This window comes from Marinobacterium litorale DSM 23545 (genome assembly GCF_000428985.1).
GTDB lineage: Bacteria > Pseudomonadota > Gammaproteobacteria > Pseudomonadales > Balneatricaceae > Marinobacterium_D > Marinobacterium_D litorale.
This window is the reverse complement of the sequence record NZ_AUAZ01000001.1, coordinates 205905-223342: the sequence shown is the minus strand read 5'-3', so window position 1 is coordinate 223342 and position 17438 is coordinate 205905. Positions and strand designations below refer to the sequence as shown.

General features: G+C 57.3%; 15 protein-coding genes. 4 read left to right on the top strand and 11 right to left on the bottom strand.

Annotated elements, in window-relative coordinates:
- Position 1 precedes the first annotated feature (1 nt).
- The 7 genes from G403_RS0101035 to G403_RS24785 form a co-directional block, all read right to left on the bottom strand.
- Entirely contained in the window at positions 2-859 is an 858-nt protein-coding gene (locus G403_RS0101035; protein WP_027852346.1) for a putative selenate ABC transporter substrate-binding protein, read from the bottom strand.
- A gap of 14 nt (positions 860-873) precedes the next feature.
- Positions 874-1986 (bottom strand): tRNA 2-selenouridine(34) synthase MnmH, encoded by a 1113-nt coding sequence (mnmH, locus tag G403_RS0101030; protein WP_027852345.1) that lies wholly within the window; start codon positions 1984-1986, stop codon positions 874-876.
- A complete protein-coding gene (gene selD / locus G403_RS21700) occupies positions 1983-3038 on the bottom strand; it encodes a selenide, water dikinase SelD (protein ID WP_036231982.1) in 1056 nt (351 codons plus the stop codon). Before selD ends, mnmH begins: the two co-directional genes overlap by 4 nt.
- Before the next feature lie 59 nt (positions 3039-3097).
- The gene (locus G403_RS0101020; protein ID WP_027852344.1) at positions 3098-3967 is read right to left on the bottom strand and encodes an oxygenase MpaB family protein; all 870 of its coding nucleotides are present in this window, start codon (positions 3965-3967) and stop codon (positions 3098-3100) included.
- Positions 3968-3982: 15 nt separating this feature from the next.
- Positions 3983-5065 carry a tRNA-queuosine alpha-mannosyltransferase domain-containing protein gene (locus G403_RS0101015; protein WP_027852343.1) on the bottom strand — a complete coding sequence of 361 codons (1083 nt, stop codon included), beginning with the start codon at positions 5063-5065 and terminating at the stop codon, positions 3983-3985.
- A gap of 21 nt (positions 5066-5086) precedes the next feature.
- Positions 5087-6013 (bottom strand): Dyp-type peroxidase, encoded by a 927-nt coding sequence (locus tag G403_RS0101010; protein WP_027852342.1) that lies wholly within the window; start codon positions 6011-6013, stop codon positions 5087-5089.
- Between the two features lie 135 nt (positions 6014-6148).
- Positions 6149-6319 carry a DUF1127 domain-containing protein gene (locus G403_RS24785; RefSeq protein WP_084403881.1) on the bottom strand — a complete coding sequence of 57 codons (171 nt, stop codon included), beginning with the start codon at positions 6317-6319 and terminating at the stop codon, positions 6149-6151.
- Between the two features lie 164 nt (positions 6320-6483).
- Between G403_RS24785 and G403_RS0101000 the strand changes: the two genes are divergently transcribed.
- Positions 6484-7920: an aminotransferase-like domain-containing protein gene (locus tag G403_RS0101000; protein ID WP_027852341.1), complete on the top strand. Its 1437-nt coding sequence runs from the start codon at positions 6484-6486 to the stop codon at positions 7918-7920.
- Positions 7921-7924: 4 nt separating this feature from the next.
- Here G403_RS0101000 and G403_RS0100995 read toward each other — a convergent pair whose 3' ends face one another.
- Positions 7925-8542, bottom strand: coding sequence for a LysE family translocator (locus G403_RS0100995; protein ID WP_027852340.1), 618 nt, complete (start codon positions 8540-8542; stop codon positions 7925-7927).
- A 325-nt stretch (positions 8543-8867) separates the two neighbouring features.
- Between G403_RS0100995 and G403_RS0100990 the strand changes: the two genes are divergently transcribed.
- The 3 genes from G403_RS0100990 (at position 8868) to G403_RS0100980 (ending at position 13227) form a co-directional block, all read left to right on the top strand.
- Complete coding sequence (locus G403_RS0100990; RefSeq protein WP_027852339.1) at positions 8868-10487, top strand: BCCT family transporter; 1620 nt, start codon at positions 8868-8870, stop codon at positions 10485-10487.
- 82 nt (positions 10488-10569) lie between these two features.
- Complete coding sequence (locus G403_RS0100985; protein ID WP_027852338.1) at positions 10570-12462, top strand: DUF294 nucleotidyltransferase-like domain-containing protein; 1893 nt, start codon at positions 10570-10572, stop codon at positions 12460-12462.
- A 9-nt stretch (positions 12463-12471) separates the two neighbouring features.
- A complete protein-coding gene (locus G403_RS0100980; RefSeq protein ID WP_027852337.1) occupies positions 12472-13227 on the top strand; it encodes a 3'-5' exonuclease in 756 nt (251 codons plus the stop codon).
- Here the strand turns inward: G403_RS0100980 and G403_RS0100975 are convergent, their stop codons facing one another.
- From G403_RS0100975 to G403_RS0100965, 3 genes are all read right to left on the bottom strand, one after another.
- Complete coding sequence (locus G403_RS0100975) at positions 13228-14340, bottom strand: alpha-hydroxy acid oxidase (RefSeq protein WP_027852336.1); 1113 nt, start codon at positions 14338-14340, stop codon at positions 13228-13230.
- Complete coding sequence (locus G403_RS0100970) at positions 14340-15020, bottom strand: Fe2+-dependent dioxygenase (RefSeq protein WP_027852335.1); 681 nt, start codon at positions 15018-15020, stop codon at positions 14340-14342. Before G403_RS0100970 ends, G403_RS0100975 begins: the two co-directional genes overlap by 1 nt.
- Positions 15021-15119: 99 nt before the next feature.
- Positions 15120-17384: a TonB-dependent receptor gene (locus tag G403_RS0100965; protein WP_027852334.1), complete on the bottom strand. Its 2265-nt coding sequence runs from the start codon at positions 17382-17384 to the stop codon at positions 15120-15122.
- Between the last annotated feature and the right edge of the window lie 54 nt (positions 17385-17438).

The following is a 17438-nucleotide window of genomic DNA, read 5'->3' as shown; positions in this document are numbered from 1 at the left end:
TTCAGTCCAGCAAGCCGATCGCTTTGGCCGTATCCTCGATCGGCGCATAATCGCTATTCGAGGCGGGTACAAAGCTCTTGCGGGGGAAGCTTTCCAGCAACGCCGGGTCGTCCATACCCAGCAGCGCTTCACGGACCCGGGCCTTGAACCCCTCACCGAAGCGTTGATCTACATCACCACGAATGGTCCACTGGTAATCCGGGTAGGTCGGTGTAGTCCAGATCACGGACACTTTGTCGGTATCGATTTCGCCGTTGGCCAGCTCTTTCTCCCAAACCGCATAGTTGACCGCACCGACCTGGTAAGCACCACTTTCCACCTGCGCGATGGTGCGGCTATGGTCACCGGAGAAACCGACCCGGGAGAAGATCGCTTCCGGGGCTTCACCCAACTGCTCACGCAGGAAAAACTCCGGCATCAGGCGCCCGGAGGTGGAGCCTTTGGAGCCGAAGGTAAAGGTCTTGCCCTTAAGCGCTTCGCTCAGAGTTTCGCCCGCGTCCAGACCTGCGCTCTCATGGGCGATAAAGTAGGTTTTGAAGAACTGGTCTTCATAGCCCTGGGCCAGCGCTTCGGAGCCATCGACCAAACGACGTGCCTGAACACCGGAGAGCCCGCCAAACCAGGCCAGCTGGACCTGATCGTTCCGAAAAGCGGTAATCGCTGCAGCATAGGATTTAACCGGGATGTACTGCACATCCACACCCAACTCCGTGCTCAGATAGTCAGCCACCTTGCCAAAACGCTGCTGTAACCGGGACTCATCGGCATCGGGGATGGCCGTAAACACGAAAGTTTCAGCTTGAGCCAACGCCGGCAGCACCAGCGCCAGCAGCAGTACACGACGGAGTACTTTAAACATGATTGATCTCTTCCTTACTTGGAATAACGAAAGTCCTGGATAAATTCGCGAACCGCCTCCCGGTCACCGCGAAAAACAATTCTATCTTCTCGTTTGCTGAGCTGGTACTCATACATCGGGTCGTAGTAGTCCACCAACAGCGCCAGTATCCAGTCCCAATGCAGGTCCGGATTACCGTTTCGGTGCGCGGCCAACGCCTCACCCATCTGCGCCCGGGTTTCCTGATAACGGACACCGCCCAAGCGCTTGCGCACCCGGTAGAGCGAATCCGTCAGGTCCTGCTCAAACGCTTCGAACCCGGCCTCCTCCCCTTTCACCCCCTGCCACTCGGTCAGTTTATCGAGGATGTAGGTCTTAAAACTGTGCTCCACACGCTCATCCAGCGGTACCTCGAGCACCACAACCGGGCTTGCGCTCATCGCTTCCTGAAACACAGGCGGTAACGAGCAGCGCCCAATCAGCCTTCCCTCATCCTCCAGAATAATGGGCTGACCGGCCTGAACCTGCTCGGTATGCAGCGCCTTAAGTAGCGCCACCGCCAGTGCATTCTCAAAGCTGAGCTGGGTAGGCTGTCCCTGTGGCCGACGGCCAAAACTGGAACCGCGGTGCCAGGCGAGCCCCTCCAGATCCACGCTGCCAGGTAACGCATTTACCAGATCGGTTTTATTAGAGCCGGTGCGGCCCCCAATCAACACCAATGGCTGGTCAGCACAGATCGCGTCCTGTTGGTCAATAAGAAAGCGCCGCATCGCTTTGTATCCGCCAAGGATACGCGGGTACTCACACCCCGCCTCTCGCATCCAACGCTGAACCGTCTCGCTACGCAGTCCACCGCGCCAGCAATAGAGAAAGCCTTGCGGGTGCTGACGAGCAAACTCCATCCACGCCTCTACCCGCCGCTGCTTGATCTCGCCAATGACCAGCTGATGCCCCAACTCAATAGCGGCCTGCTGTCCCTTCTGCTTGTAACACGTGCCCACCTGGGCCCGCTCATCATCCGTCATCAACGGCAGGCTGACACTGGTGGGAAAGGCCCCTTTCTCAAACTCGACCGGTGCCCGGGTATCGATCATCGGCACATCGTTGAGAAAAAGAGTCAGAAAATCTTGGGTATCGGCGCGGGTCACAGGTTTATCGCTCCCACAACCTGAACCGGAAGACCGCCGCTGTCTGACGTAAGTTGGCCGATGCGGCACGGCTCGATACCTGCCCCGACAAGCAGGCTTTCCAGCTCGTCAGCGCACCCCGGCTCCACCGCAATCAGCAAGCCACCGCTGGTTTGCGGATCACACAGCAGGTTTCGGGTAGCTTCGTGACTGGCGTCCAGCTTGTGACCGTAGCTCTCCAGGTTACGCAGGGTCCCTCCCGGGATACACCCCTGCGCCAGGTAATCCAGAGCCTGTGGGATCAGGGGTACCGCGCTCGCTTGAACCTGCGCACTGACGCCACTGCCCTCACAGACCTCCAGCAGATGACCCAGCAATCCAAACCCGGTCACGTCTGTGATCGCCGAAACACCTGACAGCTCGGCGACACAACTACCAACCGTATTCATGCGACACATCTGATCCCGAGCCAGATGGGTATCCTCGGGCCTAAGTTTCTTCTGCTTCTGAGCCGTGGTCAGCACACCAATCCCCAGCGGTTTGGTGAGATAGAGGTAGTCACCGGCACGGGCCCGGTTATTCTGCTTGAGAGCCTCACGCGTGGTGAGCCCTGTAACGGCAAGTCCGAAGATAGGCTCCGGGGCATCAATACTGTGCCCACCCGCCAGGGGGATGCCCGCATCGGCACAGGCTTGTCGGCCACCATCGACCACTTGCTGGGCGATTTCGGGCCCCAGCTTGTTGATCGGCCAACCGAGGATTGCTATTGCCATCAACGGCTTGCCGCCCATGGCAAAGATATCGCTGATCGCGTTCGTGGCCGCTATCCGGCCAAAATCGAACGGATCATCCACGATCGGCATAAAGAAGTCGGTGGTGCTGAGGACAACCTGACCGTTACCGAGATCGTAGGCCGCGGCATCATCTTTGCTGCTGTTTCCGACCAGTAAATTGGGCGAATCGGGCAAACTCAGCTGGCTAGCCAAAATCCGGTCCAGAACCTTGGGGGATATCTTGCAGCCACAGCCGGCCCCATGACTGTACTCGGTAAGACGAACGGGTGATTCGGACATGCTCAAACTCCATTGCAACTGGGCTGAATGATACGGCCTGAACCGTGTTTTGTCAGTTCTCAGGCCAGCCCCATACGCCGCTTTGCCCGCCGGGACACGCCATTGCGCAGGGCCCAACGCAGGCACGGGGCCAGCGCCTGCATCCCTGACTGAATCAAACGACGGCGGCTGGAGCTCAGCTCTATACCGGCCATTTCGCAAGCCCAGTCCGGTAACAGATCCAGACCCGCACGCGCCATCAGATAGGCCACCGGTTTGGTCGCGATATTGGGAGATGGCGCTGCAAGCAGCAGCTGAAGCACTTCCGCGGTACGCTGATCAAAGCAGAGTTGCGGACGCATCTGGTCGATGTAGGACTCAATCTGGCCCCGGTTGCGCGGCACATTTCGTGCGCCCAGCGCCTCAGCGACCAATGCGACCTCTGCAAAGTAATGGTCCTGGTCCTGCGTGCTCAGAGTGGGATCACCATATCTCAGATAACCCGCCATAAAGCTCCTGACCTCAGCCACATGCACCCAGGTGAGCAGCTCGGGATCATTGGCGGAGTAAGCCCGCCCATCCGGCGCATATCCGCTCACATGGCTGTGAATTTCCCGGACCCGCTCGATCAGCCAGCGCGCATCCTCGGTGGCCGCGAAGGTTGTACCGGCAATAAACTGGCTGGTCCGGCGCAGTCGTCCAATCATATCCTCGCGAAAGCTGGAATGATCCCAGACTCCAGCCAGAGCCAGCGGATGCAGCATCTGTAACATTAACGCCCCGATGCCACCACATAACATGGATGGGAAGTCGGCATGTACCCGCCAGCAGATGGCATCAGGACCAAACAGCCCGGGGTCGCCCGCCGGGGTTTCATAATCGATCTGATTCAGTGCCAGCCCGGTCAGGTTGAACACCTGCTGCTCTATCCGACGCCTGATAAACTCCATCCGAACCAGAATCCGTTAGTTAGCGCTCAACGCGCTTTGCCACACAGCCTTCATGACAGGCCACCCCAACTGACTCACGTCGGGCACAGGCAACCTGTCGCCGCTGGCTTTCATCTGGGCCAGTTGGGAGACCTTCTCGACCAAGGCCATTATCTCGCCCTCGCCCGCCCTGTAGCGACAGGACTCGGGAAAAAGCTCGGGATAGGCAAGCCGGTCCGGCACCAGGGGACTGCAACCTGCGGCAACCGCTTCCAGTACCGAGATCCCCTGAAAATCATGCAACGCGGTAGACAACACCACATCGCAGCGCTGCAGGAGTTGCCGGTATTCCGCAACCGACTCCACGGGTCCCCAGCATCCCAGCTGCCCCCGGTCACGCAAAAGCGGCTTGAGTTGCGCGAACGCGGCAGGTACCGAGCGAAAGCGTTGTCCCACGACGTGTAATTTAAACGGCACATAGCGTCGCTGAAGCTCCGTCACGGCCGCGAGCAGCAGATCCGGCCCCTTATCGAACTCCCAGCGATGGTTCCAGACCAGCTCCAGCGGCCCCGGTTGAGCCTGCGCAGGGAGGAAAACAGACTGCGGCAGAGGAACCGGGACGACCCGGGCCCTGGCGCGAATACTCTCGATCAGCCCCGGGGGCACCTGATCCGGCAACTTTTTCAGCAACCGAGCAGCGCCTTCCAGCAAGGTGTCACGGTTATAAGCCGAGTTGAACAGGACTCGATCAGCGCAGAGCGCGTTGTAGATATTGAGAATCCGGGGTTCAACACTCTGATACTCATTACCCGATGCGGGGTAGTCGAACTGATTTTCGTGAAAATAGACCAGCGTCGGGATTCTGGCCAGGGCGGGCACGAAACCGCGCAGCGCAGTCAGATCCACCATGGAGGTCGCCAGAACCCGGTCATACGCCTGATTGAGCAGTGCCTGCTCACCAAATGCCCAGCTCAAACTGTTGCCACGAATCCGCCAACTGAAATAACGGGGCGGCAGTGTAAGCTGGGTCCATTGGTGCTCGGGGAAGTATTCCACCAGCCCTTCCCGCCAGTAACGGTGGCTGACCGCATCGTAGGCGGAGAGTAAGAGGATTTTCAAAATACCGGTGCTCTCGATCGCCTATCCCAGTCGCTTCAGCCACTCGGTGGAGGGCGCGAAAAAGGCAGCACCGGTCACCGCTCGGGTAAACTCCAGTATGCGATCCGCCCTGCCCTGCTCATCGCCCTCCACCATGCTTTTCAGCATGAGCTCAAAATGCTCCGGTGTACGGCAGCAGCTGACAAACATCAGGCCTTTGCGGCGCGCATCACCATAGGGCATGCTCTGGCGCAGAATTTCCATGGATGTACCATCGGGCCGCTTTAGAGAGGTGCGTTTAGTATGCGCATGGGGTGACTTTTCCGCACCCGGATACTCAATATTGTCAGCCTTGGTTCGTCCGTAGGCATCCTCCTGCTCTTTCACAGGCAGACGGTTCCAGGCCTCCAAATCATGCTCGTAGCGCTGAAGGTGAATGTAGCTGCCACCGGCAAAAGCCGGATCTTCTTCACCGACCAGCGCCACCTCGAGCCGGTCGTCCCCCTGGGGGTTTTCGGTGCCGTCCACGAATCCGGTCATATCACGCGCATCCAGGTAGCGGAAGCCGTGGATCTCATCGACCAGATCCGCTGCAGACTCAATCTCGCGCGTAATCTCCCGCGCCAACTCAAAGCATGCGTCGTGCTGCTCGCCACGAATGATAAACATCAAGTCCACCGGTGTGGAAGGCGCTACACGGACACCGTTCTCAAGCGCCGGAAACGGCCGCAAAAGCGCTGGACGTGCCTGCGGACTCAGGCGATCCCAGTAAGCGGACCCCACCGCAATCGTCAGATGGAGCGCCGACTCCGGCAGCCTTGCGCGTACCGTTTCCAACCGATCCGGCAAAGCGGCCAGCAGTGCCTTGATACGCTGATCGTTGTCGGGCCTGTGATTACGGTTGTAAAGCAGGAACAGCGCATCGCCACTGGCTTCAGCAATCACTCCGGATTGGTAGTTTTGAGTCATCCCATCGGTCTCCGATATCTGCACATAAAATCTGTACCCATATTCTACCGAACGCCTTGAAAAGCGGAATGACAGAAATCACCTCATTGCGAATGAGAAACACTCTTACAGACCGGCGCGCGCAACTTCAATCAATCAGGCGCGCCAGAACGGTTTTCGACCCTCTGCAATCGCGTCAGACCGTGAGATCCCCACGTCCCAAAGCTCCCGATCAGTCAGGGTGAGCAGTCGTTGACGAGTCCGGCGCCGCTGCAGAGCACGACGCAAGGCCTCAACCAGACGGCTAAGCAGTTCAATAATAATCATGAATCTATCTCCTTATATCGAGATAGACAGGTTATCGCCTGGGAAATACCAGTACAGATATAGAAACTAAAATATTTAACAGTACAGATTCATAAATCATGGTACTGTACCGGTATGAATGAGCCCATCTGTATAGTTTTCGCGAACTGAACGGAAATTTTGTATTGAAACTATATGAGCAGATAAGCGAAGAACTGCGTAACCGCATCGAGCGGGGCTTCTATTCCCCCGGCTCCCGGCTGCCCTCCATACGTTCGCTAAGCCGTGATTACAAAGTCAGCATCGCGACGGCTCAGGAAGCCTATCATGTACTGGAAGAGCAGGGATTGGTGCACGCAAAGCCCAAATCCGGCTATTTTGTTCAGTGTCGGCCAACGCCCACTCAGATGCCTTCAGTCACCCGCCCGGTACAACGGCCGGTCGAGGTTTCGCAGTGGAGCCAGGTCATGGATTTGATCGGTACCAGCGGACAAACAGACATGATCCGCCTTGGGTATGGCGCGCCGGATTTCAGCGGCCCCACGCTTAAACCCTTGCAACGAGCGCTCAACGGAAGTCTCTCTTCGTCAAACCTGATGCGCAGCTTTGACTATGAAAGTTTGCGGGGCTCAGTGGCGCTGAGAACCCAGATAGCGCGGCGCTGTATCGATTCCGGCTGCCAACTGCACCCCGATGACGTCGTCATCACCACCAGTTGCCAGGAGGCGCTTTCGATCAGCATCCGGGCTATCGTTCAGCCTGGCGACGTAGTCGCCGTGGACTCCCCCAGCTTCTATGGCTCAATGCAGGCGATTAAAGCGTTCGGGCTCAAAGCGATGGAGATCCCCACAGATCCGGTCACCGGCATCAGCCTGGATGCCTTGGAAATGGCCCTGGAACAGTGGCCTATCCGGCTGTTGCAGGTGACACCCACCTGCAACAACCCGCTAGGCTACACCATGCCACAATCCCACCGTCAGCGATTGATCAAGCTTGCTCAGCGGTATGATCTGGCCATTATCGAAGATGATATTTATGGCGATCTCAGCTATGAGTATCCACGTCCCCATACGCTGAAAGCCTATGATACCGATGGCCGGGTTCTGCTCTGCAGCTCGTTCTCGAAAACCATCGCCCCCGGAATCCGGGTCGGCTGGGTCGCGCCCGGGCGTTACCGGGAACAGGTGCAGCATATGAAGTACGTCAGCAGCGGTCCCTGTGCGCCCTTCGCCCAGGACTCGATCGCAGAATTCATGGCACAGGGCTACTACGACCAGCACCTGCGCCAGATGCGTGCTCAGTACGAGAAAAACAGGGACTGGATCATCACCCAGGTCGAGCGCGACTTCCCCGCCGGCACCCGGATCAGCTATCCCCAGGGCGGGTTCTTGCTGTGGATTGAGCTACCCGGCGACCTGGACAGCCTGGAACTGGAGCATCAACTGCGGGGCCGAAAGATCAGCATTGCACCCGGCATACTGTTTTCCGCCTCCGGTAAGTACCGTCATTGCATCCGTTTGAATTATGCCCGGATACCCGGCCCGGAGGCCGAAGCAGCCATCACGTTGATCGGTCAGGAAGCAACGCGACTGCTGCTAAACCTCGATAACGGAGCCCTGTGAACCATCAATTTCTGGAAGCCAGGTAAACACCCGCCAGCGCCATCACTGAGCCCGACACCCGGTTCATGCCACGTACCGCACGTTCGGAGCGTAGATAACGACGCGCCTGCGCAGCGCTGGTGGCGATCAACATCAGGCCCGCGAGCAACCCAATGACGGTCAGCGCCGAGGCTTCGACGATCCCTTGCGTACTCAGTGCCGTGACATCCATAAACGTAGGTAGAAACGCGATATAGAAAAGAATCACCTTGGGGTTGGATGCTGAGATCAGAAAACCCTGCAGAAACGCATGGGCAGCATCACGACGATCCAGCGCCGGGTTCTCTTCGACGGGAACGGCAGAAGCACGCCACATTTTCCAGCCCAGGTAACAGAGGTAGGCCGCCCCAAGCAAACGGATAACGGTAAACAGCTCTCCCCAGTGGGTGGCTAATGCCGCCAAACCAAGGCACGCCAGGATCAGATAGATCACATCACTAATAATCATACCCAGCGCCAATGGCAGACAACTTAAACTACCCCGGCTCATTGCGCGGGCAATAATGGCAAACACACCCGGGCCGGGCGTAATACCAAAAATAAATATTGCCAGTAAAAAGCTCAAACCCGCTTCAAACGTCATAAAGTCACCTGTACTGATCCATCTTTCATTTTGTTGAAATAGCTAAGTTTATTTCGCAAACAGGTAAGACAAGCAGCAATTCTTGTCTATGCTTAGTTGTGTTCTCTCTAGCGGCAAGAGTATAACCCCATGACTGGAAAAGGATTCCCGCACACGATTCGCACGCTTGAAGGCCACTTCCGGCGGTCCTGCTCTTGCTTCTCAATTAGCCTATCCCGATACTGTGCCAAATCTGAGCCAATGGTCAATTACGGTCTGTTAAATAGATCGACCGATGGTGCAGATATGGATGTATCTAGCAAGCTGCCTTAAGGAGAAAGTCGATATGACGGATTCTAAAGATCCGATGATACCCGACGGTGAGGTGAATCCTTACGATACCGATTACCAGATCGGTCAGGACAACATTGTTGTCAACGTGGGCCCCTTTGGCCTTGATATTCACAACCGGGTGTTTGCCATATCGGGGCTGGCCGTGGTCGCCTTCGTTTTTCTCACCCTGGCTTTTCAAAATCAGGCTGAGCCTCTTTTCAACGGCATCCGTGGTTGGTTGACCACGAACCTGGACTGGTTCTTTATCGGTGCCGGTAATATCTTCGTCATCATCTGTCTGGTGCTGGCGTTCTCCCCCCTGGGCCGCGTGCGGCTGGGCGGTACACTGGCAACACCCGACTACTCTTATCTGGGCTGGTTCTCCATGCTGTTTGCCGCCGGTATGGGTATCGGCCTGATGTTCTACGGCGTGTCGGAGCCACTGACACACTTCTCGACCTCCTTCAGTGGTAGCGACTGGGCTCCGCTCGGCGGGGCCGTCGGTGAGGCTAAAGACAACGCGGCGCTGGCCACCGAGCTCGGCATGGCCGCAACCATCTACCACTGGGCGCTGCATCCCTGGGCGATTTACGCGATTCTGGCGCTGGGTCTGGCACTGTTCTCCTTTAACAAGGGTCTGCCGCTCACCATCCGCTCCGTATTCTACCCGCTGCTGGGCGAAGCTGTCTGGGGCTGGGTCGGTCATATCATCGATATCGTCGCCGTACTGGCAACGCTGTTCGGTCTGGCCACGTCGCTGGGTCTGGGCGCGTCCCAGGCAGCAGCAGGCCTGAACCACTTGTTTGGGCTGCCGCTGGGAGACACCACTCAGATCTTGCTGGTTATCGGTATTACCGCGATCGCCCTGATCTCCGTGATGGCAGGCCTGGAAGCCGGTGTTAAACGACTGTCCGAAATTAACATGGTGCTGGCGCTTCTGCTGCTGCTGTTCGTTATTTTTGTCGGTCCAACCCTGGCAATCTTCACCGGTTTCTTCGATAACCTGTTTGCTTACCTGAAGCATTTACCGGCGCTGGCCAACCCTGTAGGCCGCGAGGATCCTAACTTTGCGTCCGGCTGGACTGCATTCTACTGGGCCTGGTGGATCTCCTGGTCACCGTTCGTCGGCATGTTTATCGCCCGTGTATCCCGCGGCCGCACCGTACGCGAGTTCATCATCTCCGTGCTGATCGTACCGTCACTGGCCTGCGTACTGTGGATGACCGTATTCGGCAATACAGCGATCACCCAGTTTGTTGCCGACGGCTATGAAGCGGCCGCCAATGCGGATCTTCCGCTGCAACTGTTCGCAATGCTGGAAGCCCTGCCGCTGGCTCAGATCACATCGTTCATCGCCATCATCCTGGTTGTCGTGTTCTTCGTGACCTCGTCTGACTCAGGCTCCCTGGTTATCGATGTCATCTCCGCCGGGGGTAAAGTTGATGCACCGACTCCGCAACGTGTGTTCTGGTGTGTGTTCGAGGGGCTGGTTGCCATCGCCCTGATTGTTGGCGGCGGCCTGGTAGCGCTGCAGGCCATGGCGGTCTCTACCGGCTTCCCATTCACCATCGTCCTATTGATCGCCGCCGTGTCGGTGGTGAAAGGACTGGCATCGGAGCCGCGCGCAAGCTAAACCTGCGCACTCCATAAACGGGGCGGATAGCGCGACTATGCTATCCGCCCTTTTTGGTTAGACAATGACTTAGAGGTCTGTCATGCAGGCTGAACACCTAGAGATTCTCGATTTCCTCCGCCGTTGGCAGCCGTTTACCGAACTGCCGGAAGAGACACTGAACCACGTGGCGACTAACGTCGAGGTCAGCTACTTCAAGGCCGGGGATCGGATTTTAGAGTTTGGCGCTCCCGTCGATGCCTGGTACTTCATTCGCAGCGGGGCGGTTGAGGTTTACCGGCGTAACGGCGATCTGTACAACCGACTCAGTGAAGGTGGCTATTTTGGCGAATTCGGCTTGCTGCGCCACAAGCTGACGCGATTTCCAGCCGTTGCACTGGAAGATACCCTGGTGTATCTGATTCCGGATGCCATTTTCAGTGAGTTGTTCGAGAACAATGAGCTGTTCGCGGACTTTGTCGAAGTGGAAGACAGAACCCGCCTGCGTCATGCCCTTGCCCGACGGGAGGACGCCAACGAGTTGATGACGTCCCGGGTTGAATCCCTGGTCACCCGTGCTCCGGTCAGCATGGATATCGGTTCCACTATTCAGGCAGGCGCAAAGCTGATGCGTGACGAGGGTGTCTCGTCACTGCTGATTACGGACTCCAGCGCCGATGACCGTGAGGATCTGCCCAGCCATAAGGCCCGTATGGTCGGCGTGATCACTGACCGTGACATCCGTAACCGACTGGTGGCGGAAGGGCTGGACTACGCCACTCCCATATCAAAGGTGATGAGTACCGATATTATCCATGTGGAGCACAATCAGCTCGTCTTCGAAGCGATGATGGCGATGCTGCGTTACAACATTCACCATCTGCCGGTTCTTAAGCACAAGGAGCCCATTGGCGTTCTGGCACTCTCGGACATCATTCGCTACGAATCTCAGAACAGCCTGTTCGTGGTCGGCCGAATTTTCCGCGCCCATAGCGTTGAAGAGCTCAAGGTGCTCTCCGGAGAGGTACGCTCCTGCTTCAGCCGCATGGTGAATGAGGATGCCAATTCACGGATGATTGGCAGCGCCATGGCGGTTATCGGTCGCAGCTTTAAACAGCGCCTGCTGGAGCTGGCTGAAGAGAAGCTGGGGCCACCGCCCATCCCCTACTGTTTTCTGGCCCTGGGCTCCATGGCCCGTCATGAGCAGTTGATCGTCACCGATCAGGACAATGCACTGATTCTGGATAATAGCTACGACCCCAATATCCATGGAGAATATTTCAGCGACCTGTCCGACTTTGTCTGTGATGGGTTGGACGCCTGTGGTTACGAATATTGTAAGGGCCAGATTATGGCCACCAATCCCAAATGGCGTCAGCCGCTGCGGGTCTGGGAACAGTACTTTTCCGACTGGATTGAGAAACCAACCGCCGAGAAGCTCCTCAATAGCTTTATCTTCTTCGACCTGGATGCGGTCTGGGGCAAAAGTGAGTGGGTCGAGCACCTGACCAACCTGATCAGTCGCAAGGCGCGCCATAATTCAACCTTCCTCGCCTGCATGGCACGCAACGCGCTGCTGCGCACACCACCACTGGGCTTTTTCAAAGATTTCGTGATGGAGCATTCGGGTAAACATACCCGCTCAATCAATATGAAACGCCGTGGTACAGCGCCGTTGGCGGACTTGATTCGTGTTCACGGCATGGCAGTGGGTTCACGATCACGTAACTCTTTTGAACGGCTCGAAGATATCATCGAGGCCGATATCCTGCCCACGGGTCGGGGACAGGATCTGCGCGATGCCCTGGAATTTATCTCCATGGTCCGTATTCGCCATCAGGCACTGGACCTGGAAGCAGGCCGCGAACCGGACAACGATATCGAACCGGAGAACCTGTCCGACTTCGAGCGTAAAAACCTGAAGGATGCCTTCCAGATCCTCAGCAATGCACAGAAGTTTCTCAAGTACCGTTATCAGCCCGGCCGGGCAAACTGAGGGCGTATCGTGTTCTATCTAGGCCGTGACAAAGTCGCCGAAGCGGAAACCCGGCTTCCCGGAAGCCCGGAGGTTCCCGAGTGGTCGGAACGTTTTGCAACCCTTGCGCAGCAGGCGAGCAATCCCCATTTGAAGCGTTTCTATGAGGCGGGGGCTGTGGCCGGGGAAACGCCCATTGCGGACGTCCCCATGCTGTCTATCGATTTCGAGACCACCGGACTCGATCCGCAAAAGGACGATATTGTCAGCATCGGACTGGTGACCATGTCGCTGGATCGCATCCGTCTGCGTGAAGGTCGGCACTGGGTGGTCAAACCCCGGGCCGACCTGCGTAACGAGTCGGTTGTCATTCACGGGATCACCCATTCCGAGGTGGAGGACGCTCCGGATTTAACCCGTATTCTGGAGGAGCTGCTGGACCTGATGGCAGGTCACTTGATGGTTGTCCATCACCGCGGTATCGAGCGCCCCTTCCTGGACGCGGCCCTGCGCCAGCGCATTGGTGAGGGCATCGAATTTCCGGTTATCGATACCATGGAGCTGGAAGCCCGCCTGCATCGACGTCGGCCACCGGGCCTGATCGACCGGTTGATGGGTCGCAGTAGCGAGTCGATCCGACTCGCCGACAGCCGGGGCCGTTATAACCTGCCCTACTACCGGCCTCATAATGCCTTAACCGATGCGCTGGCCTGTGCCGAACTGCTGCAGGCACAGGTCGCCCACCGCTTTTCCCGGGATACACCGGTCTGCGAGCTCTGGCACTGATCAAACCCGAATCAGGGCTTGGGGGCCAATATCAGACAGTCTGGGTGTGCCGGCCATGGCCATGCACACCTCCAACTCCTCGCGCAGGATACGCAGCATATGCGCCACTCCCGGTGCTCCGGCAACCGCTAGCGAGTAAATCTGGGGGCGACCGACCATCACCGCATCCGCCCCCAGCGCGATCAGTTTGAACACATCCGTGCCGCGCTCGACGGCACCATCGGCCAGCAGAACCATCTCAGGCCCCACCTGCTCGCGAATTTTTGGCAGCATATCCACCGCCGAAGGGATGCAATCCAGGGTGCGCCCACCGTGGTTGGAAATAACCAGTCCGGCCACGCCCAACTCCTTCGCTTTAATCGCATCCGCCGGGTGAAGAATCCCTTTCAAAATGACTGGCAGCTTCGTGCGCTCACAAAGCCACTGAATACTGTCCCAGGTCGGCGCCTCACTCATCATGCCCTGGAAAACGATGCTTTGATCCGGATCCAATACTGCCCGGGGCAAAGGCGGTCTATCCCTGAGGTTAACCGCCTCAACGCCTTCAGGCAGCTCAAATCCGGCGCGCTGGGCACGATTGCGAATGCCGTGCAGACTGGCATCGACGGTGATCATCAGACAGGCATATCCGGCTTGCTCAGCGCGCCGTACCAGGCTGAGCGTAAAGTCACGATCCTGCTGCATGTAGAGCTGGAACCAGGCCGGTTGAGACAGGTGCGATGCAATCTCTTCAATCGACTCCGTCGCCAGCGTACTCACTGCCATCACCGTTTCGAGCGCACTGGCAGCCCGGGCAGTCGCCACTTCCGCCTCGGGATGAACCAATCGATGGAAGGCGACTGGCGCCAGCACAATCGGGTGCCTCAGATGCTGACCAAGCAACTCGGTCTGGGTACCACCTTCCGTAACATCTGCCAGCACCCGCGGCAGAATCTGCCACCGATCCAGCGCCTCGCGATTGCCGCGCAAAGTAAGTTCATCAGCACCGCCTCCAGCAATATATTCGTAGATGGCACGCGGCATATGCTCGGGTGCCCGCCGGGCATAGTCGGTCACACTGACCAGGTCAGCCGGGATTTCGCTCAGGGGTGTATAAGGCTGCGCTGCTTTCATCAGGTGTCCGCCCATTGTTGAATCAGTCGGTGATAGATAGCCGTCAGCCGCTGCAGATCCTGACCTTCGGCTTCCGCACCAGTCAGCGACTGAATACTGGTATCCAGATCAAACAGCATTTCACGTCTCTCATGGTCGCGAACCATACTTTGAATCCAGAAAAAGGCAGCCACGCGAGCTCCCTGAGTAACCGGCGTCACCCGGTGCAAGCTGGTCGAAGGGTAGAGAATCATGTCACCGGCATTGAGCCGGACCCGCTGAGTACCGTATTTGCCCTCAACTTCCAGCTCTCCGCCCTCATACTCGTCAGGCTCCGCCAGAAAAAGCGTGGCCGACAGATCGGTCCGTACACGGGTAACGGTGCCCGGTATCACCCGGATCGCATTGTCCACATGCAAACCGTAAGTACCGCCATCACTATATCGATTAAACATGGGCGGAAGGATTTTCAGGGGCAGCGCGGCAGAGATAAAGAGCGGGTTGCGCGCCAACGCGGTCAGGATTGCATCACCAAGCTCGCGTGCAAGAGGGTCCTGTTCGCTGAGCTGAAGATTATGCTTGGCTGACAGCGCCTGCCCGCCGGCAGTCACGGCTCCGTCTACCCAGCTCGCCTGATCCAGATGCTCTCGCATCTGAGCGACTTGGTGCGCGGTTAAAACATTGGTTATCGGTAGTATCACTGCTCTCTCCTCGCGCTTTCAGATACAGGCACAGTTTCAGCATTTGAAAGCACGCAAAAAAGCCGGCCGGGATACCCCGACCGGCAAGCCGTCAAACGGTTAGAATTTATAGGCCAGTTTCAGGCTGGCGGAGCGACCATCGCCCAGATAGACGATGCTGCCGCCACGGTAGATCGCGGTGTAGTACTGCTCGTCGGTCAGGTTCTGCACGTTGGCACTCAGGCTCAACTGCTCATCAAACGCGTAGCTGGCGTGCAGGTCGTACACGGTATAGCTGGGCAGTTTAACGCTACCGCTGGAGCCCTGATCAGGCTGCCCACCCAGGATTTCGCTGGAGTAGGTCGCAGTCCCCCCAAACGCAAACGCGGGTGTGGCCTGATAGCTCAACTGAACGTTGGCGCTCTTTTCGGCGAAGTTTGCTTTCGGCAGACCGATATAGTTGGGGTAGGAGATCCCGCCCCGGCCCTCTACGGCGTGTGTCCCATCGAAGTAGGAGTCCAGCGTCTCGGAGTCCATGATCGCGACACCAGCCTGCACATTCAGCTTGTCGGTCAGTTTGCCGGACAGGCCGAGTTCGATACCCTCAACACGGTTCTTACCGGTGTTGCCGGAACCGGCAGACTCATAATCCGCACCTTCGATGACGTTATCCTTGGTGGTACGGAAGATCGCCGCGGTGGCCAGCAGCTTGTCATCCACCAGCTCCCATTTGGTACCGATCTCCAGATTAACGGATTCTTCCGGCTTGATATCGGTGTAGGAACCATCATCGGCGTTACACAGGCCGCCGTAACCACAGTTGGTACCGGCATCGGCTTCGCCACCGTTGATGTTGGATGAAGTGCTCCAGCTGGCGTAAACGTTGCCATTCTCCCAGGGCGAGTACACCACGCCCAAATGCCCGTTCCAGAAGCCATCGGTGTATTCATACTCGGCAAACTCGGACTCACCACGGGGTATCGCTTTCAGAGAGTAATCAAAGTGATCGTAGCGGACACCGGCGAACACCTCCCACTGATCAGTGAGTGTGACCGTATCCATCAGGTAGGCCGAAACGGTTTTCAGCTCCAGCTCGGCATTGGCGTCATTGCGTTCTACGCGACCTTCCCAGAGTCCATTATCCGCGTTATAGGGGTCCAGATCGAAGCTGTTGTAGTCAACCCGTGTATAACTGCCGGAATCAACACCTTCACGGGCCAGCTCGACCCCAACGACGATCGAGTTTCGCTTACCGAACAGCTCGCGATCAATAATCAGGTTGGTCTGGTTACCCAGATAGTCATTCTCTTGCCAGCCTCCAAAAGAGCGCAGGTTATTGGAAAACCGTTCAGAATATGCCGACACCACGTATTCATTGGCGGTTTCTCCCAAACGGGTTTTATTCTGCAGCTCCACCCCACGCCCAAAATCGTGCTCCACGGTAAAGGTGAAGATGTCGGCTTCGCTACGCTGGAAGTCGAGGCCGTTCTGACCCACATAATCATACTCGTTGAACCCACCGGTACTGCGGTCATAGGCATAACCCGGGTCAGTGCGATCATCAGCGCGGAAGTGGTAAAAATCGGCCGACAGCACCGTGTTGCGTGACGGCTGATAGACACCAGAAAGCAATGCACCGGTGCGACGCTCCCCGGCCGGCGAGCGATCCGGGGTATCTGCCTCGGAGTAAAGGGCGTTGAACCGGACCCCCAGATCACTGTTGATCACGCGGTTGGCATCAACGGTGTAGCGCTGGGCAGCGTTGGTACCCAGGCCTCCTTCCAGATTCACAAAGTCGTCTTCCATGCTGGCTTTTTTGGTCACGGTATTGACCGCACCGCCGGTGGAACCGCGACCGGCGAAGGTCGAACTGGGCCCCTTGCTGATTTCGATCTGCTCAAGAGCAAAGGTCTCCCGGGTAATCAGACCGGGCTCGCGCAGGCCGTCGGTATAAATATCACTGCGCGCCTCGTAACCGCGGATAATGTAGCGATCACCAAAAGAGTTACCGCCTTCACCGGTCCCCAGCGTGATACCTGGCTGCGCACTGAGAATATCCTCCAGCTCGGTTTTACCGGAATCTTCGATGGTGTCCTTGGTCAGTACGGTCATGGTCTGCGGCGTATCAGCAATCTCGCGGACACGGCGCTTATCGGATGTGGTTTTTGCCTTGTAGGGCGCACCGGGTTCTGCATAGGGGTTGGAGTCTGCGGCAATCCGCTCATCCTCGACCACGAGCTTGTCGAGCGCCACCTCTTCCGCATAGGCATTGCCCAGCATGGCAGTAGAAATTGCGAACGTCAGTGTGCCGGCCATCTGCGCGGAACGTCTCGTAAAGTGCGGCGTTGCGGAGAGTTCTTTCAAAGTCAGTTTGGATTCAGCCATGGGTTTTCCCTTCGATTAAAGACATAAAGATTGGCTGCCGCTCTTCTTTCACAG